Genomic DNA, 20,559 nt, shown 5'->3' with positions numbered 1-20,559 from the left:
TTGCATTTATATCAATTTTCAAATTCAGAGTAATTGTTTTTCATTACATTAACAAAATGTACGGTACCCTTTGATTTTATGAATGATTCAAATCTTATAAAAAATGCTAAAAGTTGCCCTGGCTCAAATCACCCCTGTCTGGCTCAATAAAGCCGGAACACTGAAAAAAGTAAAAGAACAGATCCAGCAGGCCGGAAAAGCGGATGCCGACCTTGTTGTGTTTGGAGAGGGAGTCGTACCCGGTTATCCACACTGGATCGGTTATACAAACGGTGCCGCCTGGGATTCAAAAGTACAGAAAGAAATTAACACGCATTACGCTAAAAATGCCGTTCAAATTGAGAATGGTGACTTGAATGAGGTTTGCCATCTCGCTCAGATCTATGAAATATCGGTCTATCTGGGAGTTATTGAACGGCCTGCCGATCGCGGTAACCATAGTCTTTACTGCTCTCTGGTCTATATCAACCAAAAGGGAGAGATAAAATCAGTTCACAGAAAATTACAGCCTACGTATGAGGAGAGGCTAACGTGGTCGCCGGGTGACGGCAACGGATTGCAGGTACATCCAGCTGGGTGAATTCACCGTTGGCGGACTGAACTGCTGGGAGAACTGGATGCCTCTGCCCCGTGCGGCGCTTTACGGTCAGGGCGAAAATCTTCACATTGCCGTATGGCCGGGAAGCGTTCGGAATACTCATGATATCACGCGCTTCATCGCCAAAGAGTCGCGCTCTTACGTCATCTCCTGTTCCGCACTGATGACCAAAGATGATTTCCCAAAAGAGATTCCACATTACGATCTGATAATGGAAAACGTACCGGATGTATTGACTGACGGTGGATCCTGTATTTCCGATCCACGTGGCGAGTGGGTTGTGGAACCTGTACTAAACGAAGAGAAGCTGATTATGGCAGAAATCGATATCAACCGGGTGTTTGAGGAGCGGCAGAACTTTGATCCCAGCGGGCACTATTCCCGACCGGATGTGACAAAACTTACGGTGAACCGGGAGAGGCAATCGGTTTTAGATTTTAAAAACGAATAGCTAACCATTATACAGGAAAGTGATCAAGTAAATTCATGTGATGCGCAGAACGACTCAAAAATCAGTAATCATAGGTTTCATTTCTCTTGTCACTTATTTACTTGTATCTCCGAACATTGCTCAAGCCCAGGACTGGCGTTTTTCTGCAGGTTACTCACTTCAGAAATATGGACTGGAAATCACGCCAAACAGTGATTATTACGGGGAAATTGGCGTTACTCAGAAAGGGTTACTTGAAGTGGAACTGGAGCGATATATTCTCTACCGGCTCTACCTCAGCGGAACCGGAAGTGTGCTTGTAAACAATGCAGAGAGTGCATTCCATGGCGGACCCATCAACTTTAATCGTACAGGACTTGGGCTGAACGTAGGTGTTCAATGGAATAAGTTTGGGGTTTACACGGGCGTGCATGGCAGTTATACATGGAATTTAAAATTCAAGAGTTACTCTGAAGATGATTACGACTCAAATTCGTACTGGATTGAATCAAACCAACGGTATGATATTTTCAGTGGTGGATTCACATTCGGTGCTAAATATTATCTTCTGAATAATTTCCGGATTCAGGCAGAAGTAAAAACTCATTCCTATTCAAATCAGAATTTTGAACCTGCATCCGACAGCGGCTTTATTCCGGCCGTTTCAGAAGTCGACTTCAGGGACCTGTCTTTTACAATTGGCGTTTCTGTGAGTATCCCCTGGTACAACCGTGAACAGCTGGAAGATGAATCCCGAAGTAGAAGACCATCGACATTGATGAGTGTAAGCGGTTTACAATTTGATTCGCCTAAGAACGATGCGTTAATCACTTCCCATTTCGGTCCCCGCTGGGGTCGACCACACGAAGGTGTTGATCTGGATGCCAACCGCGGTGATGAAATTTTAGCTGCGGGCGATGGAGTTGTTGAAGAGATAAGCACTACAGCAAGCTACGGACGTAGAATCGTACTTCGTCACGGCAGGGAGTTCACAACACTGTATGCTCATCTTAACAGTTTCAAAGTTAAAAAAGGAGATCGGGTACAAAGAGGACAGGAAATCGGAACGGCCGGTAGCAGCGGATTGGTAACCGGAGTGCATCTGCATTTTGAAATGCGGCGCAACGGAGAACCGGTAGATCCATTAAACTATATACGATTTTGACATCGAGTTCTGTTATTGAACTATGCGAAATTGTAAAATCTGTTCAATCTTTCAGATTTACTTGATATCACACGCGGTTTTCGTATAATTAAGTGGAAAAAACATCATCTTCACGGAATCAGCTCTATGATCAAAAAAGTTACTATCTCAAACGTTTTATTTGCTTCGATTTTAGTTTTTGCTCTCACATTAAACGTGAATAGCCTTCAAGGACAGTCAGGACCTGAATTCGTTTTTGCCTCGGATAATATTGACCCTGAACGAATAAAAAATCTGGAGTCATTGGTGGATCAGATGAATCGTAAAGGCTACGATCTGAGGACGTTGATGGAAGATCCGCGTTTTGAACTTTATGATGGAATGACACAACGGTTTACCCGATCTGCAGAGCGAAAAACTCCCTCACTCGATGAATACAAAGTGATTTTGGGATACGATGTAAAAAAGCAAAACATCCGCAATTTTATTGAAGAAAACCGCGAGCAACTCAACCAAGCTGAAAAAGAGTACGATATTCCGAAGTACGTCATTGCCGCAATTATTGGAGTGGAGTCCGACTTTGGAAAAAATACCGGGAAGTATAATCCATTGAACGCATACGTATCCATGATTGCTGAAAACTACAGAGCTGAATTTGCCACCGCACAGCTTGAGGAGCTGTTGAAGTTTACTGCTGATCGAGAGATGGACGTATTTGAACTGAATTCCAGTTATGCAGGCGCCATGACCTTTGCGCAATTTATACCCTATTCACTGAATCGCTGGTGGGTGGGCAACGATTTGACCAGCATGGAGAACAATATCCTCTCTGTGGCAAATTATCTGGCTCACTTTAAAAACATTACCGGCAGCGTAGAGCGAGCCGTTTACCGCTATAATCCATCGCAACTCTACACCAATGCGGTTCTTTCGCTTGCCTCAGATGCGGAAAAAATGTTTGAATAGTGATAGGCTTTGAGAACCTGACAGATCTGTTAAGATCAATCCTTACGTTGAATTTCGTCTTTTATGATTGATGTTATTCCGTGTGCCAAACCGATATTATCTGCCCCGGAGCATCAGGACAAAAACCCATTTTGATTGTAAATTAAGATCCTAACCCATTTATGGGTTTAAACACACGAGCGTGGGATTTATCCTTGCGTCAAAAGTCCTATTCGGGATCATCTTTTGATATCAACCTATACGTTCAGCATTAACGATAGTGATTGATTATTACTCCACGTAAATCAATAAGATATGCCCCACTTTTAAAATCATGCCGATCTCAGGGATTCCCTTAAGACATCTGCATCTTAAAAGTATTATTATAAGTTCATTCGATCGGTAATTACAGACGCTGTTACCTAATCTTGACTGGTTAGGTAGAATCGAACTAACATGAGTAATTATAAAAACTAACGGAGCTACCAAACATGAAGAGACCTACAGAAGGTGGATTGAAGCACATGAGAGATTTCATGGCTGAACTCAATCTGCAAGAGGATGAATTTGAATTCTATGGAAAATACACCGGCAAAATCAGGCTGAAAGCATTGAAGAATCGTGAGAAAGATTCGGATGGCAAAATGATTCTGGTTACGGCCATCACCCCCACTCGTGCCGGCGAGGGAAAAACTCTGACCAGCATTGGATTGGGGCAAGGATTGAAGGAGATCGGTAAAAATGCGATGATCACGCTTCGTGAACCATCTATCGGTCCCGTTTTTGGAATGAAAGGAGGTGCCACGGGTGCCGGCAAATCTGAAGTGCTGCCGATGGAGCGGATTAATCTTCACTTCAACGGGGATATGCACGCCATCACCACAGCGCACAACCTTTTGGCTGCAATCGTAGACAACCATCTCCATCAGGGAAATGACCTGCAGATCGATCTGACCCGTCCGGTCTGGAACCGTACACTTGATATGAACGAGCGCGCACTGCGAAACGTGGTGATTGGCCTCGGCGGATATCCGAATGGAGTGCCACGTGAATCAAACTTCATCATAACAGCCGCATCCGAAATTATGGCTGTACTGGCACTGGCGGAAAACAGGACAGATCTGAAACGTCGGCTTGGTAATATGATTATCGGTTACACTCGCAGTGATGAACCGGTTCGTGCCAAAGATTTGCAAGCGGAAAAATCTTTGGCTGTTGTTCTAAATGAAGCGATCATGCCTAATTTGGTTCAAACCACAGAGGGAGTTCCCGTTCTGGTACACGCCGGACCCTTTGCGAATATCGCTCACGGAACCAACAGTGTAATTGCCAACCGGATGGCACTGAAATTTGCTGACTATGTGGTCACTGAAGCGGGGTTTGGAGCTGATCTGGGCGCTGAGAAGTTTTTCGATATCGTAGGACGACAGACCGGAATCTACCCCTCTGCCGTTGTTTTGGTTGCCACCGTAAAAGCACTGAAATGGCACGGCGGTGTAGAGATGGATGATATCAACAAAGAGAATGTGACCGCAATTGAGAAGGGAATTGTAAACCTTGAAAAACATATCGAGAACGTTCGAAAGTTTGGATCAAATGTTGTCGTGGCCATCAACCGTTTTGATGACGATACCGATAAAGAGATTGCCTGGATTGAGAACTGGTGTTCGGAGCAGGGAGTGGCCTGTGTACCTCATACGGCATTTAAAGATGGTGGAAAGGGAACCGCGAAGCTGGCCGAAGAAGTTGTGAAAGCAGCCGAAACACCATCAGACGTGAAACCGATTTATGATCCGGAACTTCCGATTGAAGAGAAGATCAAAACCATAGCATCGGAGATTTACGGAGCCGACGACATCTATTTTGAGACAAAAGCTGAAAAAGAGCTCTCACGGTTCAAACGGATGGGATATGACACACTTCCGGTTTGTATAGCAAAGACACAAAGTTCTCTCAGTGATCAAAAAAATGTTTTGGGTGCACCTAAAGGCTGGACCCTGACCGTAACCGATATCCGGCTATCTGCAGGTGCGGAATTCCTGGTGGTTGTCTGCGGCAACATGATGCTCATGCCCGGCCTTCCCAAAGTACCGGCCGCCTACAACATGGACGTGGATGAGGAAGGGAATATCAGCGGATTGTTTTAAACTATTGAAGCGCGGGTCGTCTGACCCGCGCTTCTTTTGAAATTCGAAAATATTGAACTTTATTGAATGTGATAAATTTTTTAGTCAAACCAACTAATGTCTATGATTGATTTTAAAAATCCGAGTTTCGTAAAACTCAAATCTTCTCCTGAATACGGTCGCAATGTAGAGGCTATTTTCATTGAGGGTGAAAAAACACTTGGAGCATACAAAGGTGTTCGTGATGGAGTGGTTTTTACAAACAAACGAATTATAGCCTTAAATGTTCAAGGAATCACAGGGAAGAAAAAAGATTATACTTCATTGCCTTATAAAAATATAACTGCCTTTTCAGTTGAAACAGCCGGCACTTTTGATCGAGATGCAGAACTTGATGTTTGGATGTCAGGATTAGGTAAAGTTAGATTTGAGTTTAAAGGGATGAGTAATATACTTGAAATATCTAAGTTCATTTCTTCTTTCGCTTTATAAAGTACAAAACCCCTTCACTCTTTCATTACTGAGACCACTATTCGAGGGGAGTGGCACATCTCAAGCGTGACGAGGGGTGTTCACTTCGAAGAGCGCAAGAGAAAACGTTTTATTGAAATGTTATATGATTTAAAAACTACCTACCCGACATTCTCTTCAACAAGTTTAGAGTGAGACGTCTAACCCTGATTTATTTACATATCGATCGTTTGTGGACACCCCTCCCGCCTCACGGCGGTGCTCCCCTCAAGGGAAGAAATCAGTGGAAAGACGCTGTAAGGACTTACGGACACTTACAGGTCTCCTTTAATACAAAACCCCTTCACTCTTTTTAATGAAGGGGTTATTGTATTTAAACTGTTTTATTCAGTTATCTTATCTCAATCGCTTCCTTTCTTTAAAACTTTGCATCCACCGAATATTTTCCGCTGCCCATTAATGCAAGCGAGAGCGTGATCAGAAGCATAAGGATATCTACCCGGACATCGGCACTCGAAATGTCAAAATCTCCCAATTTCGTTGTAAAGATAGCAACAACCATAATTATGGCCAGAAGCAAATTTGGAATCCTAGCTTTTGCTCCGACCAAAACCATCAGACCACCTACAAACTCCACAAGGGCTACAACCCACGCCATGATACCTGCCATGGGAATTCCAAGATTGCCAAAAAAGCCCTGTACACCTTCAATACCGTTCAGTTTTCCCCATCCTGCTACCACAAACACCAAACCTACACCAATTCGAAGAAGTAATAGGCCAACATCATAATTTTTAAACAGATTTGAGTCATTCATAATTGTTTCCCTGTTGTTTTGGTTTAATTGTTTGATATCAAACTACTTATATAAATTAACCTGAAAGTTGAATTTTGCAAATCGGGAATAAAAGCAAACGTATCAACAGTAGTGCATATACCACTTCGCCTTAAACAAAAGTAATTGGACAAAAATAAAATGATCGTAAATAATGCTTGATCAACCTCTTGATTTAATTTGACTATGGGACCCTCCTTTTAAAGCGATATATTAGCACCTAATAAATAAAACTGACTTAACAGCAACGCAACCTTCTAAATTTATACTCATAGATGGATATCATCTGGATTGGCCTCGCATTTTTACTTGGCCTCACCCTTGATCGCATTCAAATTCCACCTCTTGTTGGTTATCTGTTAGCCGGCCTTGGACTCTCTTTTACAGGTTACGAGCCCGGATACATGCTCCAAGAAATTGCTCATCTCGGAGTCATCTTTCTTCTCTTTACGGTAGGGCTACACATCAGCCTGAAAAATATTTTACAGAAAGAAGTGTTGGGTGTCGGATTGATTCACCTCGCAATCTCTTCCGTGATATTTGTACCCGTAAGCCTCTACTTTGGCCTGAATCTTGAAGCAGCAATTCTTGTATCCATAACTCTCGGATTCTCAAGTACGGTACTGGCTGCTAAAGACCTTGAAAACCGAAATGAGCTCGGATCTTATTACGGAAAGCTGGCCATTGGCATTTTGATTGTTCAGGATCTTGTCGCCATCGGTATCATTGCGTACGCCGGGGGCGGAGTACCATCCTACTGGGCAATACTGCTGCTTGGTTTGCCACTGCTGAGACCATTATTATCAAAATTGCTCTATCTCGTAGAACGGGATGAATTGCTTCTTCTAATGTCGCTCTCTTTGGCAGTAGGCGGAAGTGCACTTTTTGAATCGGTCAATCTGAGTGGTGAATTGGGAGCCCTGGTTATTGGAATGCTCTTTGTCAATAACGATAAAGCCGATCAGCTTGAGAAGAAAATATGGGGAATTAAGGAAGCCTTTCTTGTAGGCTTTTTCCTCGAAATTGGCCTCGGCGGTTTTCCTGATCTCAACGGGTTTAAATTTATAGGATTTCTTCTACTGCTGCTGCCGATTAAAGCCGTTCTTTTCTATGGACTTTTTATCGCTTTTAAACTTCGATCCCGAACCGGTTTTCTCTCTACGATTACATTAACCGCGTACAGTGAATTTACCCTGATAGCCGGAGCAGTTGCTGTGTCTGCCGGTATCATACCATCGCAGATCATTATCATACTCGGACTTTTAACGGCAATTTCCTACGTAATCAATTCCATATTAGTACGTTATGAAGATTTTGTCTGGCAACGTTTCGGCTCAAAGCTTAGGGAATTTGAACGTGATGTCAAACACCCGGACCATCAACCTGTATCTTTGGGTGCTTCAAAATATGTGGTAATCGGTCTTGGACAAACCGGGCAGGCCGCATTGAAACATTTTCATGATAACGGCGAGTCTGCCGTTGGGATCGACATTGATCCTGATCGTATAAAAATGCTCCTCGACGAAGGTTATAGAACCCTGTATGCTGATGCTCAGGATTCTACTTTTTGGGAAGAACTGGACATGAAAAAGGTAGAGAATATTGTGATTTCCATGTCAGGAGACATCTATACAAAAGAATTTATTGTTCGGCAGTTACGGAAGAAAAAATTCAAGGGTTCAATACGTGTTTTAACTCAAAACGACCGGGAAGATAAACTGATCATTGAATCCGGTGCCACTCCGATATCCATCCCTGCTGTTCAGATGGGACAAAAATTAGCCGAATTGAGTTTGGATAGATCTGATCAAAATGTGTAAAAAAGTTAACCGTTCATTTTAAAATGTTGGCTATTTTCTGTCAAATACTCTTTATTGGCTTAACCACCAGAAATTAATTCCCCGCATTATGCCTGACAAACCCGAGAGAAACGATCCCTGCCACTGCGGAAGCGGTAAGAAGTATAAAAACTGCCACATGAAAAAAGATCAATCCGCGATCTCTTCCAGAACCGGTATTATTGGAATAGCTGTGGTTCTTATTCTGGGATTTGTACTGGTTGGAGTTTTCCTCTCCGGTAGTAACAATCAAGAAGACTGTCCGCCCGGAACCAGCTGGTCTGCCGAACACGGACATTGTCACTAATCTTCACCCAATAATTGGGACTACTGAAAATTCAGATCATTTCAGCTACTCTTTTGGCACTCTCAACAGCACCATCCATATAACCCGGTGAAATCTGTGATGTCTCTGCGCCGGCCAACAGAAGTTTACCGTCCCAATAGGGTTGGGTGAAAATATCATCTCCATTATGCTGATGCGGAACCACGGGTTTTTGGTACTCTGAATAGGTAAATGACTCGTTTTGCCATACAGTATCCTGATACAGAGTGTAATCGCCTGCCTTTTCACCGTAATATTTTCTAAGCTGATTCAGTACAACTTTCTTTCTCTCTTCCCGATTTACTGAATGATATGCCCCATTCAAAAATCCCTTCAAGGCGAAGGAGCTCTTCTCTGAATCGGAATGATCGTACATCTCGTTAACGGGACCCACATTGCTCATAATTGTCCCGCTGGAATCAGACTCCATCCAAAACGGGTCTTCATAAAATAGACCAACTTTAATCGACTCGCCCATCCAGGTATGAGTTTGATCGGCAATTTGAAGTAATTTTCCGGGTAAAGCCGGAGTAAACTCTATCCGGTCTGAAAGTAATTTTGGAGGCAACGTAGTGATGACGGCATCAGCCAAATAGGATTTCGAAGCGGTTTGAACTTCTACTTTTTCCCCATTTTTGATTTTCTTGACTACTTGACCGGTATAAATTTTTGTATCGGTTAACTTCTCCTGAAGAGCTTCAATTAAACGATCCGATCCGCCTTTGATTCTCCAGGTTGGATCTTCATTCGGTGGCAGCTGCACCAACTGGGCCGGTGAAGTAGATATATATTCATAAAAGGCTTTATCACCAAGATGCTGTTCCTCGAGATCCAGCCCTAAATCCCTGATCAGTTGAATTAATGAGTGATGCTGTTTACCCAGCCAGGTGGCCCCCATTTCCACTCTTTTATTTTTATCCGGTCTTATGGTGTGGATTCGTCCCCCAAGACGATTCCGGGCTTCTAAAATGGTTGGATAGATTTTTTTCTTTTCGAGCAGGTAAGCGGCCGTAAGTCCGGCAAGTCCGCCTCCTATGATGATGACCTTTTTATTCATGAATCAGTTTTGCTTATGACATTCGATATAGAAGCATCGAAACATAAATTTATACCTGACACATTCCATCATTAAAATTCAAGAAAACTGAACTATTGAGAACTGGGGTTTAAAATTTACTCCTCTCCTTCTTCCTCTTCATTGCCCTCATTGGAAACTTTCTCCTTAAAGTCGCTGATCTTTTGTGCAAGCTTGCCTTTTTTCTGTTTCTCTTCTTCAGGCACCCTGCCTATCAGATATCCGTATGGCTGTAAAGATTCGATCTCATCAAAAATTACCTTCATGATAGCTCCGAGCGGAATAAACAGGATCATCCCGGCCAGTCCCCAAATCTGTGCCCCTAAAAAGAGAAGCAGCAGTGCAACTAACGCATTCATACTTACCTGATTACCTACAATTACGGGTGTGAATAAATTACCCTCTAAAATCTGAATCAGGTAAAATCCGCCCATAATTATGAGAGGATAAATGAGAGAATCCATGGTGAGAAGTGAATAAACAATAGGCAGAATTGATCCAAAAATCGGCCCGATAAACGGTATCACGTTTAGCATCGCGGCAAAAACCCCAAAAAATATGGCGTGCTTCACACCTATCACCAATAGCATGATACTGTTTAAAACTGCGAGTATAGAAATGACAATTATCACTCCGGTGATGTACCGTTGAACAACCACCTGAATATTGCTCATGATGGTTTGAACTTTAGCCGTGTGCATATCACTTTTACTCCCAAACAGCTTGAGAAAAAATGTTTTCAGAAAATCACGGAAAATGATAAACATGAACATAAATATGGGCACCAGTAATGCAGTGGTAGCAAATGAAACAGCTCCGGCAACTCCCCTTCCCAGTGTCCCTGAGTTTTCACGTACAAATTCTAAAAACAACCCTTCAATATCTTCGAATTCTACAAACTGCTCCACATTAAACCAGGTGGCCAATATGTTTTCCAAACCTGCCAGAAGCTCCTCTGCACGCGACTTTATTAAATCCACATCATCCACAAAGGCTGTGATCTGCGAATAAAAGAAATAGCCCAGCCCGAACAGAACCGACAATCCGATAATCATGGCCAAAAGTGCTGCCAGGATTTTGGGTATCCTGTATTTTTCCAGCCAGGATGCCAGCGGAGCAAAAAGAATTGAGAGCAGAACAGCAAAAAGAATAGGAAGCAGAATCGATTTGGCCACGATCATGACATAAACCGTCAAAATTAAACCAAGTAGAACTGTAGTGTACTTTACATACCACCTGTTTTCCATACGTATAACTCTTTTATGCTGATGATTTTACAATTGAAAGAAGTTTGAAAATATTCGATTCTTATGGAATGTCATAATCCAAAATTTTTTCTCCTTCAAGAATGCTGATTTGTTACCGATATCGCTCTACTGATGATCACATCAAACAGATTAAGATTTCGGACTCACCCCTCCCTGCTCCAAAAAGCATTCAGGATTCGGACTCACCCCTGTCCCCTCTCTGCAAGCAAAGAGGGGAACTCTTTAACCGAATTCGGTAACAACGACCACGATTTTCAACTTCAAAATTAGTTTTGAGCTTCCCCCTCTTTACGAACAAAGAGAGTAGAGAGGGGGACAGGGGGTGAGTTAAAAGCTTGTGAGTTTTAAAGAAATTCTCTAATAATTATAGAGCCACACAAAACAAAAAAAGAGAGCATCGAAATGATTTCAAGAAAGAGAATCATTGGAATGGCAAGAGAACTCCGTAATAATTCAACTCCTGCAGAAAAAGTACTTTGGGTTGAATTGAGGAATCGTCAGGTCAACGGAGTAAAGTTTTTATGACAACACCCATTGATTTACGAAGAAGACCGAGGCCGACTTCATTTTTTTATTGCTGATTTCTATTGTGCTGAACACAAGCTGGTTATTGAACTCGACGGAAAAATCCACGAAAAACAAAAATACTACGACCGTGAAAGAGATTTGATTATTGAGAGACTTGGGCTAAAGGTTATACGATTTAAAAATGAAGAGACCATTGACATGGATCAGCTGATTGAGAAAATTAAATCTTATTTCTGAATTCACGTTTTTTCGGACTCACCCCTGTCCCCTCTCTGCAAGCAAAGAGGGGAACGCTCTAATTGAATTCGATAACAGCGATCCCGATTTTCGATTTCAAACTTAGTTTTGTAGTTCCCCCTCTTTACGAACAAAGAGAGTAGAGAGGGGGACAGGGGGTGAGTTCGGGAAAAAAGAGATTTTAATTGACCTGACAATTTTGTTCTAAATTCACCCCCTCTTTTTGAACGAAGTGAAAAAAGAGGATGCCGGGCTTGCCTTCCCAAGCCTTGGCAAAGGATAAATCTCCTACTTTTAAATGAAGCTTCGAAGAAGCGACCGATAGTAGCCCCAAGCGTCAGCTTGGGGTGTTCAATTCGCTCCCCAAAGCCGCCGAACAGAGAGCTCTGATTTGATTTATAAACAGCATTGAGGCGGAATTCTAAACATTTAGTTTGATCTCTGCTATCGTTTGAATATCCCAAACCACCCTTCCCAAGATAATTGACCAACAGCTTTATAAAACTCATTCTCTGTCCAAACAATCTTTTAACACTCGTTTTATTATCTTCCAAAAAAATTGGATTGAATAAAACTACCATCACATGAAAGTCACATCATACGCGAAAGGAAACTGGATTGAAAAGGGAGAATGAATCAGATTTAATCAGTGCTGTAAACGGAGATAAAATTGCCACGTTGGTTGAAGGGGATCTCGACTACAAGGGCATGTGTGAACACGCACGTTCTGTTGGCGGGCCGAAACTTCGGAAGATGACGATTCATCAACGGGCTTTCAAAATCAAGTTTCTGGGTCAATATCTGATGAAGCACAAAGAGGAGTTTTACGAACTCTCCACTCATACCGGTGCAACCCGTCGCGACTCATGGATTGATATCGAGGGTGGAATCGGGTCCATTTTTACACTTTCAAGTAAAGCCAGAATTGAGCTTTCCGATCTTCCTTTCCACGTGGAAGGCGGCGTTGAACGACTTTCCAAAGGCGGTACATTTATCGGTCAGCATATCTGTGTTCCCAAACAGGGACTGGCTCTCCACATCAACGCATTCAACTTTCCGGTTTGGGGAATGCTCGAAAAGTTTGCTCCTGCATTCATTGCCGGTGTGCCATCCATCATCAAACCTTCACCGATGGGTTCCTACCTGGCTCATGCAGTATTCAAAAAAATGATTGAGTCCGGACTTCTGCCTGAGGGATCTGTTCAGTTTATTGCAGCGGATGTGCCCGGTGACCTGCTGGATCACCTCAACAGCCAGGATTCTGTTTCATTTACAGGATCTGCTTTTACCGGTCAAAAGCTGAAAGCCCACAAGAATATCATACAGAATAATATTCCATTTAACCTTGAGGCTGACTCACTGAACTGCTCCATTCTCGGGCCCGATGTAACTCCCGACATGGAAGAATTTGGACTTTTTGTGAAAGAGGTGGCCAATGAGATGACGGTAAAAACAGGTCAGAAATGTACGGCCATCCGTCGAACCATCATCCCGAAAGATCTGGTGGATGATGTAACCGAAGCCCTCAAAAAACGTCTCGAAAAAACAACCATCGGAGACCCCGCTTCCGAAGATACCCGAATGGGACCGCTGGCAAGTACTCAGCAAGCCACTAGATTTGGAGAAAGTCTCCAGAAACTGATTGATGTCACGGATACGGTATATACTTCAGGAGGAGATGAAAAAGACGCCTTTACCTCACCCAAGGTTCTGTTGTGCAAAACCCCGACTACTGTAGATGAAGTTCATAAAATAGAAGCATTCGGTCCTGTAACCACTCTCCTGCCCTATGAAAATATTGACGAGGCAGTTACAATCGCGAATAAAGCAGATGGCTCACTGGTTGGTTCTCTGTTTACAAATGATGATGACGTGGCTCGCGTAATTACATTGGGATGCGCTCCCTACCACGGACGATTTATGATTATCAACCGGCACTCTGCAAAAGAATCGACCGGGCACGGTTCACCCATGCCGCATATGGTACACGGCGGACCCGGTCGTGCAGGCGGAGGCGAGGAACTTGGAGGTGCTCGCGCCGTTCTTCACAACATGCAGCGGGTTGCACTTCAGGGATCACCGACAACCATCATGAATATTGTTAATCAGTACGTAAAAGGTGCTGAGACGAAAGAATCAGAAGTGCATCCGTTCAAAAAGTACTTCGAGGATTTAACGGTCGGTGAAGCGCTGACAACACACCGAAGAACGGTAACTGAAGCCGATATTGTAAATTTTGGAGGAGTAAGCGGCGACCACTTCTACGCCCACTTCGATGATGTTGCGGCCAAAGATTCTCTTTTCGGAAAACGGGTAGCACACGGATATTTTGTTCTCTCTGCTGCTGCCGGAATGTTTGTGCATCCGGCTCCGGGACCGGTGATGCTCAACTACGGACTGGAAGATCTGAGATTTGTAGCGCCGGTCTTTCCGGGCGATACCATTCAGGCCAAGCTGATCGTCAAGAAGAAAACGGTTCGTCAAAAACGGGAAACCGACAAAGAGCCGTATGGAATGGTCTGGTTTGATGTGCAGGTAAGCAATCAAAATGAGGAGCTCGTAGCTGAATATACCATTCTGACTCTTGTTAAAAGACAGAATCGATTGGATATGGATCTGGATTGAACATGCACAACGGAGTGCCTGACCCGTTGAAGGTGATTTACAGACATTGTATTTCTATATGTATCCGATTACAAAAATCAGCTCTTATCAAGATTTATCTGTTATCCGATTTCATAGAAATATAGAGATACCGTGTCTTAAAACATTTCAACACACCCCTAAATCCCCTCTCAAGAGGGGACCTTTTTTTGCGAACAAATCCAAAAAAAATGCCCATCATTCGATGGGCATAATATACGAGCCGGTCATTCATGGCCGGTGTATTAGACATGGTATCTACTATGTATCCAATAGAAAAATACAGATACCATGTCTTGATTGAAAATAGTGAACGGGTCAGGCGACCCGTTCTACAATCAACCTACTCGCCAAACATGTCCTGGTAATCGGCTATTGAGGCTTCGATAACTTTCTCGGCATATTCACGGTTATACACCCGGTCAACAAAAACATCGGAGTCTTTGCCGGGAATCAGTTTGTAGGTGCCAAAGTAGTGTCTCAATCGCTCCACGATAACTTCAGGCAGATCTGAAACATCTTTCACATCTGTATAATAACGGTCGTTATCCAACACGGAGATGATCTTATCATCCGCTTCACCGTTATCGATCATATGAAGCCCTCCAATAACACGGGCAGTCAAAATAACCTCAGCCCTGTCAATAGGACGCTCACTCAATACGCAAATATCAAGCGGATCACCGTCTCCTTTATTGGTATGTTCTGAAAGACCTCCTATACGCTCACCACAGTACGTTCTGGGAATAAATCCATAGAGCGAAGGCGGCATGGATGAACTTCTCTGTGGACGATCAACCCGCATGTATCCGGTTAGTTTGTCAACTTCGTATTTAATAGCATCAAATGATGTAACCTCAATAAAGGCGTTTACTACTTTGGGTGATCCTTCACCAACTTCCAGGCCGTGCCATGGATGAGGGCGCCATCGATAAAAAGGGTTTGGGAAATTCACGTTAGTCCTAATTTTTCTTTTCTATTTTAATTGATTGACTAAATGCCTCTCAGAAATTTACTGCATGATTGCATTCAGCTTTTCCAGATTGTCTTCCAGACGCAGAGCGTTGATAATATCATCAATGTCTCCCTTCATGATATCATCAAGATTGTAGAGGGTCAGATTGATTCGGTGATCCGTACATCGCCCCTGAGGATAGTTATACGTTCGAATTTTTGCACTTCGGTCCCCGGTAGAAACCTGGCTTTTTCTGTCGGCTGCACGTTCAGACCGGATTTTTTCCATCTCCATATCGTACAGCTTGGTTTTGAGCATAATTAATGCTTTTTCTTTGTTTTGATGCTGCGAGCGCTCTTGTTGACACTCTACTACAACACCCGACGGTTCGTGGGTTAAACGAATTGCCGAGTCGGTTTTGTTCACATGCTGACCACCCGCTCCACTGGACCGAAATGTATCAACGCGAACATCTTTCATATCGATGTTGATTTGAACATCGTCGTTTACTTCCGGCAAAACAGCAACCGTTGCAGCAGATGTATGTACCCGTCCCTGAGATTCTGTTTCAGGTACTCGCTGAACACGATGAACACCGCTTTCGTACTTCATCTTTCCGTAAACTTCAGATCCGGAAAGCTCATATACGATCTCTTTATAACCGCCCTTTTCACTTTCCGTGATGGAGAGCAGGTTTAATTTCCAGCCTTGAGAATCGGCATATCGGCGGTACATATCAAAAAGATCGCCTGCAAAAATTGCGGCTTCGTCGCCACCCGTTCCGGCACGAACTTCCACAATACAGTTTTTCGAATCATCCGGATCTTTAGGAATGAGTTTATACTTGATCGCCTCTTCAAGCTTCTCAAGTTCAGCTTTCAACTCTTTGTTTTCTTCCCTGGCAATCTCCGTGATCTCTGCATCTTCATTTGCTTCAATCAGTTCCTTGTTTCCCTCAAGAAGATTGTGAATCTCTTTCCATCGATCGAAATCCTCAACCAGTTCTTTTAGCTGGGTATGTTCTTTGGTAAGCTCAGCATATTCAGAGGGTCGATCATAAATGGCGGGATCTGCCATTGCCTGATTAATCTCGTCGTACCGCTCCTTAATCTGGTGTAATTTGTCTTCTAAATCCATTTAAAAACTTGTTTTTAATAGAGCGGAAATATATTGAATTATGAGCTTTAATCGAACTATTTAATTCAATTCATTAAACCCTCATTTTTAAGAACAACATTTCAATTCCTGTGTTGAGCGGCTCTTTACTGCCGGGGTATTGTCTGCAAAATTTATTCTATGATTTACTACCTTATGCTCCACGGATTTAAAACCTCACTATCTCAGAAATAATTATGAAAAAACCACTCAGTACTACGTTTAAAATTGGATTTTTCGGCGCCGGTCAGCTTGCACGAATGTCATCCCTCAAAGCATTCGAACTTGGAATGCAGGTTGCCGTTTATTCCGATCGGCCTGAAAATGAACCTGTTCAATTTATGACACCCTACTCCTCTTCAGGCTCCTTTGATGACGTGGACGCAATGGTTGAATTTGCCAACAACTGCGACTTGATAACCCTTGAAAATGAATTTATAGATTCAGAAATACTGAAAGCCGTACAGGAGCAATCCGGGACTCCCATCTATCCTTCACCCGACAGTTTTGCCCTGATCGAAAACAAGTTGATTGAGAAACAGACTTTCGAAAAAGCCGGCATCCCGGTTACACCCTATGCATTGATTGAAAGCAAAGATGATCTCAAATCTTTTGGAAAAAAACATGGATGGCCTTACCTGCTCAAATCATCAAAAGGCGGATACGACGGTTATGGAAATGAAACTGTAAAGAGTCCGGAAGAAGCTTACACTGCTTTTGATAAACTTGGCGGAAATGACGGGCGCGATATCGTCGCCGAGGCGTTTGTCGATTTTACACACGAACTTGCTGTTCAGGTGGCCAGAAATAAGACCGGACATGTGGTCTATCCATGCTGCGAAACTGTGCAGGAAAACCACATCAATGTTGCCGTAAAATCCCCGGCACAGGTTGATGAAAAAGTTCGTCAAAGAGCTCAGCAGCTGGCCATAGCCGCAACCGAAGCAATTGATGGAAAAGGTATTTTTGCTTACGAATTTTTCCTCACTAAAGATGGGAAGTTACTGATGAATGAGTCAGCCCCACGCCCACACAACTCAGGCCATTATACCATTGAAGGAGCCGTTGCCTCACAATTTGAAAATCATGTGCGTGCAGTATGTGATCTCCCGCTTGGAAGCACCGATCTTCGAAAACCGGCCGTTGTTATGATCAACCTGTTAGGAAAACATAAGCGCAATGCCGTGGTAGAGAATGCCGATGACGCTGTTTCCGAACCGGACGGACATCTTCACTCCTATGGTAAACTAGAGAGCAAGCCGGGAAGAAAAATGGCTCACTACACACTTCTTGGGGAGGATATGGAGCAAACATTCAAAAAAGCGAGAGAGCTTACCCGTTCGATCGAGATTTAAAATTATTGCTCTGATAAGATATTTCCACCACTTCTTGATACAATTTGGTGTTTGTACTCACAGGGTATGCAAAGAAAGCTTTTACTTTTAATATCCGATCGATTCTATATATTTCTAAAATCGATCTTTCACTATTAACCGCCAAACATGAAAATTATGGTTCTCAATTCTCTATCGTTAAAAAGCTTTTTACTGATTGCAGGGGTTTTCTGGCTCTCCATCGGTTGTGCAAATACGCAGCCGGTCGTTCAGGAATCACAACAGGAAGATTCTCGCGAAGTTGTTACCGAAGAAGATTATAAACGCGCAGAATCCCTTTTGGGTCAGCACACCAACTCTTTAGTTTACAATACCGCATCAAATATAAACTGGGAAGATGATGGCCGAATCACATATCTGCATACAGTTCCCGGCGGAGAAGAATTTATGATTGCCGATCCTTCAAGCGGGAGTTTAGAAAGGGCATTTAATCACGAAAATCTTGCACAGACACTTTCAGATCTGACCGGAGACACCGTGGATGCCCTGAACTTGCCTTTCAACAATTTCAGTTTTTCTGATGACGCTTCAAAAATCCATTTTACCACAAACGGGACTCAATTTTCATGTGATGTTGACGGAACAAGCTGTGAATCGTCAGAAGACCAAAACCAATACAACCGGTTTTCAGAATCGCTCTCACCCGATGGTTCCAAAGTTGCCTTTATCCGGGATTACAATCTCTGGATTCGGGATCTTGCTTCAGGCAATGAAACTCAATTAACCTTCGACGGTGAAGAAAATTACGGATATGCAACCAACAACGCAGGCTGGACCAAGCGCGACGCTCCGGTTCTGCTCTGGTCTCCCGACTCCAAAAGAATTGCCACTTTTCAACAGGATTCCAGAAATGTAAAAAACATGAATCTGGTCTCCACGGCCATCGGTCATACCGAACTTCAGCAGTGGAAATATCCGCTTCCGGGTGATGAGCATATCTTTATGGTAGAACGCGTGGTTATCAATCTGGATGGAGACGAGCCCGAACTGGTTCGTTTGGATGTGGAGCCGGATTATCAGCGATCTACCATCACCGATCATATTGCAGCCCGCGACGGCACGCTACTGGATGCCGAGTGGAGCAGCGACAGTGAAATGCTCGCTTTCGTTTCTGTATCGCGTGATCACAAAGAAGCTCATCTTCAAATAGCAGATCCAAACACCGGAGAAGTTACTTCAGTACTGGATGAAAGGCAGGATACCTTTTTCGAATCGGGAATCAACTCGATTAGCTGGAGATATTTGAAGGATTCAAACGAATTCGTATGGTGGTCTCAGCGCGATAATTGGGGACATCTCTATCTCTACGATGCAAATAGCGGCAGTCTGAAAAATCAAATTACAACAGGTAACTGGAATGTTCGTGAGGTTTCTCACATTGATGAGCAAAACCGTGTTATCTACTTTATTGGCTCTGTTCGTGAACAGGGTGACCCTTATTTCCAGTACCTCTACAAAATCAATTTTGATGGCAGCGGGCTCACGCTCCTCACTCCCGGCATGGCAAACCATGATACATCGCTAAATGTTGATCATGGTTTACTGGTTGACACCTATTCCACTCCTGATTCTCCACCGGTCACAGTTGTTCGGGATTTGGATGGAAATGAACTGATGGAGCTGGCTGAAGCTGATATTTCCGAATTGGAAGCTCATGGATGGAAAGCTCCAACACCATTTTCCGTTAAAGCTCGAGATGGTGAAACTGACCTATACGGCCTGATGTATACCCCAACCAACCTGGATGAAAGCAAATCCTATCCGGTATTAAACTATCTATATCCGGGTCCGCAGAGCGGAAGCGTTGGCAGCCGTTCATTCAGGGCATCTCGATCTGATAAGCAGGCAATGGCTGAACTTGGATTTATTGTAGTAGAAGTTGACGCCCAGGGCACTCCCGGAAGATCTAAGGAGTTCCACGATTTTTACTACGGAAATATGGGAGATAACGGGATTCCGGATCAGATCGCCATGATCGAACAGCTTGCAGAGCGCCACTCATATTTGGACGCAGACAGAGTAGGTATTTACGGACACTCGGGCGGTGGATTTGCCTCAACACGAGGGATACTGGCCTACCCCGATTTTTATAAAGTAGCCGTTTCGGGTGCCGGTAATCACGACAACCGTAACTACACAGATGCATGGGGCGAAAAATGGCAGGGACTGCTTCGAAGAAACAGAAAACGGCACCAATTATGACAATCAGTCCAATCCGTTGCTGGCTGAAAATCTGAAAGGTAAACTCCTCATCACTCACGGTACTCTCGATACCAACGTGCCTCCGTTTAACACGCTCATTGTTGTGAATGCACTGATTGAAGCCAACAAAGACTTCGACATGATTATGCTTCCTAACAGAAGTCATGGATTTTACAGTGAACCGTTTATGATGCGGAAACGATGGGACTACTTTGTGAAACATCTCAAGAATACCGATCCGCCCAAGGAGTATGAGTTTGGACAGAATTAAACAACAATCTATACAGTAATAAAAAATGCCCTGCAGACAATATCTGACAGGGCATTTTTATTTGAATGATTCTTTTTAGTTATCGAGGCAGAGTCGGGTGAGTTACCACCGGAAACTCA

General features: G+C 43.4%; 15 protein-coding genes and 3 pseudogenes. 12 read left to right on the top strand and 6 right to left on the bottom strand.

Annotation, left to right across the window (positions count from 1 at the left end):
* Nucleotides 1–103: 103 nt before the first annotated feature.
* From U5K35_RS19705 to U5K35_RS10945, 5 genes and pseudogenes are all read left to right on the top strand, one after another.
* Nucleotides 104–1,049 (top strand): annotated as a pseudogene (locus U5K35_RS19705) (carbon-nitrogen hydrolase family protein).
* A 40-nt stretch (nt 1,050–1,089) separates the two neighbouring features.
* Nucleotides 1,090–2,193: a M23 family metallopeptidase gene (locus U5K35_RS10960; RefSeq protein ID WP_322571502.1), complete on the top strand. Its 1,104-nt coding sequence runs from the start codon at nt 1,090–1,092 to the stop codon at nt 2,191–2,193.
* A gap of 126 nt (nt 2,194–2,319) precedes the next feature.
* Nucleotides 2,320–3,138 (top strand): lytic murein transglycosylase, encoded by an 819-nt coding sequence (locus U5K35_RS10955; RefSeq protein WP_322571501.1) that lies wholly within the window; start codon nt 2,320–2,322, stop codon nt 3,136–3,138.
* Nucleotides 3,139–3,608: 470 nt separating this feature from the next.
* The gene (locus U5K35_RS10950; protein WP_322571500.1) at nt 3,609–5,264 is read left to right on the top strand and encodes a formate--tetrahydrofolate ligase; all 1,656 of its coding nucleotides are present in this window, start codon (nt 3,609–3,611) and stop codon (nt 5,262–5,264) included.
* A gap of 102 nt (nt 5,265–5,366) precedes the next feature.
* Nucleotides 5,367–5,735, top strand: coding sequence for a PH domain-containing protein (locus U5K35_RS10945; RefSeq protein ID WP_322571499.1), 369 nt, complete (start codon nt 5,367–5,369; stop codon nt 5,733–5,735).
* Between the two features lie 397 nt (nt 5,736–6,132).
* On the opposite strand, the gene U5K35_RS10940 is transcribed toward U5K35_RS10945, so the two are convergent.
* Nucleotides 6,133–6,531: a DoxX family protein gene (locus U5K35_RS10940; RefSeq protein WP_322571498.1), complete on the bottom strand. Its 399-nt coding sequence runs from the start codon at nt 6,529–6,531 to the stop codon at nt 6,133–6,135.
* A 293-nt stretch (nt 6,532–6,824) separates the two neighbouring features.
* Here U5K35_RS10940 and U5K35_RS10935 point away from each other — a divergent pair, with 293 nt between their 5' ends.
* Together U5K35_RS10935 and U5K35_RS19700 are read left to right on the top strand one after the other, a co-directional pair.
* Nucleotides 6,825–8,369 carry a cation:proton antiporter gene (locus tag U5K35_RS10935; protein WP_322571497.1) on the top strand — a complete coding sequence of 515 codons (1,545 nt, stop codon included), beginning with the start codon at nt 6,825–6,827 and terminating at the stop codon, nt 8,367–8,369.
* A gap of 79 nt (nt 8,370–8,448) precedes the next feature.
* Nucleotides 8,449–8,538, top strand: a pseudogene (locus U5K35_RS19700) (SEC-C metal-binding domain-containing protein); the annotation flags it as partial.
* Nucleotides 8,539–8,725: 187 nt separating this feature from the next.
* On the opposite strand, the gene U5K35_RS10925 reads toward U5K35_RS19700, so the two are convergent.
* The gene (locus U5K35_RS10925; protein WP_322571495.1) at nt 8,726–9,769 is read right to left on the bottom strand and encodes a flavin monoamine oxidase family protein; all 1,044 of its coding nucleotides are present in this window, start codon (nt 9,767–9,769) and stop codon (nt 8,726–8,728) included.
* 116 nt (nt 9,770–9,885) lie between these two features.
* A complete protein-coding gene (locus U5K35_RS10920) occupies nt 9,886–11,034 on the bottom strand; it encodes an AI-2E family transporter (RefSeq protein WP_322571494.1) in 1,149 nt (382 codons plus the stop codon).
* Nucleotides 11,035–11,457: 423 nt separating this feature from the next.
* On the opposite strand from U5K35_RS10920, the pseudogene U5K35_RS10915 reads away from it, so the two are divergent.
* Nucleotides 11,458–11,820, top strand: a pseudogene (locus U5K35_RS10915) (endonuclease domain-containing protein).
* Between the two features lie 2 nt (nt 11,821–11,822).
* On the opposite strand, the gene U5K35_RS10910 reads toward U5K35_RS10915, so the two are convergent.
* Nucleotides 11,823–12,374: a hypothetical protein gene (locus U5K35_RS10910; RefSeq protein ID WP_322571493.1), complete on the bottom strand. Its 552-nt coding sequence runs from the start codon at nt 12,372–12,374 to the stop codon at nt 11,823–11,825.
* 64 nt (nt 12,375–12,438) lie between these two features.
* On the opposite strand from U5K35_RS10910, the gene paaZ reads away from it, so the two are divergent.
* Nucleotides 12,439–14,445: a phenylacetic acid degradation bifunctional protein PaaZ gene (gene paaZ, locus U5K35_RS10905; protein WP_322571492.1), complete on the top strand. Its 2,007-nt coding sequence runs from the start codon at nt 12,439–12,441 to the stop codon at nt 14,443–14,445.
* Between the two features lie 361 nt (nt 14,446–14,806).
* Here paaZ and U5K35_RS10900 read toward each other — a convergent pair whose 3' ends face one another.
* Together U5K35_RS10900 and prfA are read right to left on the bottom strand one after the other, a co-directional pair.
* A complete protein-coding gene (locus U5K35_RS10900; RefSeq protein WP_322571491.1) occupies nt 14,807–15,418 on the bottom strand; it encodes an inorganic pyrophosphatase in 612 nt (203 codons plus the stop codon).
* A 57-nt stretch (nt 15,419–15,475) separates the two neighbouring features.
* On the bottom strand, nt 15,476–16,555 hold the full coding sequence (gene prfA, locus U5K35_RS10895) for a peptide chain release factor 1 (RefSeq protein ID WP_322571490.1): 1,080 nt from the start codon (nt 16,553–16,555) through the stop codon (nt 15,476–15,478).
* Between the two features lie 215 nt (nt 16,556–16,770).
* Here prfA and U5K35_RS10890 point away from each other — a divergent pair, with 215 nt between their 5' ends.
* From U5K35_RS10890 to U5K35_RS10880, 3 genes are all read left to right on the top strand, one after another.
* Nucleotides 16,771–17,928 carry a 5-(carboxyamino)imidazole ribonucleotide synthase gene (locus U5K35_RS10890; RefSeq protein ID WP_322571489.1) on the top strand — a complete coding sequence of 386 codons (1,158 nt, stop codon included), beginning with the start codon at nt 16,771–16,773 and terminating at the stop codon, nt 17,926–17,928.
* Between the two features lie 156 nt (nt 17,929–18,084).
* Nucleotides 18,085–20,169, top strand: a complete 2,085-nt coding sequence (locus U5K35_RS10885; protein WP_322571488.1) for a S9 family peptidase — start codon at nt 18,085–18,087, stop codon at nt 20,167–20,169.
* On the top strand, nt 20,108–20,440 hold the full coding sequence (locus tag U5K35_RS10880) for an alpha/beta hydrolase family protein (RefSeq protein WP_322571487.1): 333 nt from the start codon (nt 20,108–20,110) through the stop codon (nt 20,438–20,440). Before U5K35_RS10885 ends, U5K35_RS10880 begins: the two co-directional genes overlap by 62 nt.
* Nucleotides 20,441–20,559: the final 119 nt, after the last annotated feature.

It is taken from the genome of Rhodohalobacter sp. (genome assembly GCF_034521535.1).
Lineage (GTDB): Bacteria > Bacteroidota > Rhodothermia > Balneolales > Balneolaceae > Rhodohalobacter.
This window is presented reverse-complemented; position numbering and strand designations above follow the sequence as displayed.

Coding starts and splice junctions, on each gene's coding strand:
- U5K35_RS10940 (WP_322571498.1), bottom strand. CDS start 6,531: ATGAATGACTCAAATCTGTTTAAAAATTATGATGTTGGCCTATTACTT.
- U5K35_RS10885 (WP_322571488.1), top strand. CDS start 18,085: ATGGTTCTCAATTCTCTATCGTTAAAAAGCTTTTTACTGATTGCAGGG.
- U5K35_RS10880 (WP_322571487.1), top strand. CDS start 20,108: ATGCATGGGGCGAAAAATGGCAGGGACTGCTTCGAAGAAACAGAAAAC.
- U5K35_RS10925 (WP_322571495.1), bottom strand. CDS start 9,769: ATGAATAAAAAGGTCATCATCATAGGAGGCGGACTTGCCGGACTTACG.
- U5K35_RS10890 (WP_322571489.1), top strand. CDS start 16,771: ATGAAAAAACCACTCAGTACTACGTTTAAAATTGGATTTTTCGGCGCC.
- U5K35_RS10955 (WP_322571501.1), top strand. CDS start 2,320: ATGATCAAAAAAGTTACTATCTCAAACGTTTTATTTGCTTCGATTTTA.
- U5K35_RS10950 (WP_322571500.1), top strand. CDS start 3,609: ATGAAGAGACCTACAGAAGGTGGATTGAAGCACATGAGAGATTTCATG.
- U5K35_RS10945 (WP_322571499.1), top strand. CDS start 5,367: ATGATTGATTTTAAAAATCCGAGTTTCGTAAAACTCAAATCTTCTCCT.
- prfA (WP_322571490.1), bottom strand. CDS start 16,555: ATGGATTTAGAAGACAAATTACACCAGATTAAGGAGCGGTACGACGAG.
- U5K35_RS10935 (WP_322571497.1), top strand. CDS start 6,825: ATGGATATCATCTGGATTGGCCTCGCATTTTTACTTGGCCTCACCCTT.
- U5K35_RS10920 (WP_322571494.1), bottom strand. CDS start 11,034: ATGGAAAACAGGTGGTATGTAAAGTACACTACAGTTCTACTTGGTTTA.
- U5K35_RS10960 (WP_322571502.1), top strand. CDS start 1,090: ATGCGCAGAACGACTCAAAAATCAGTAATCATAGGTTTCATTTCTCTT.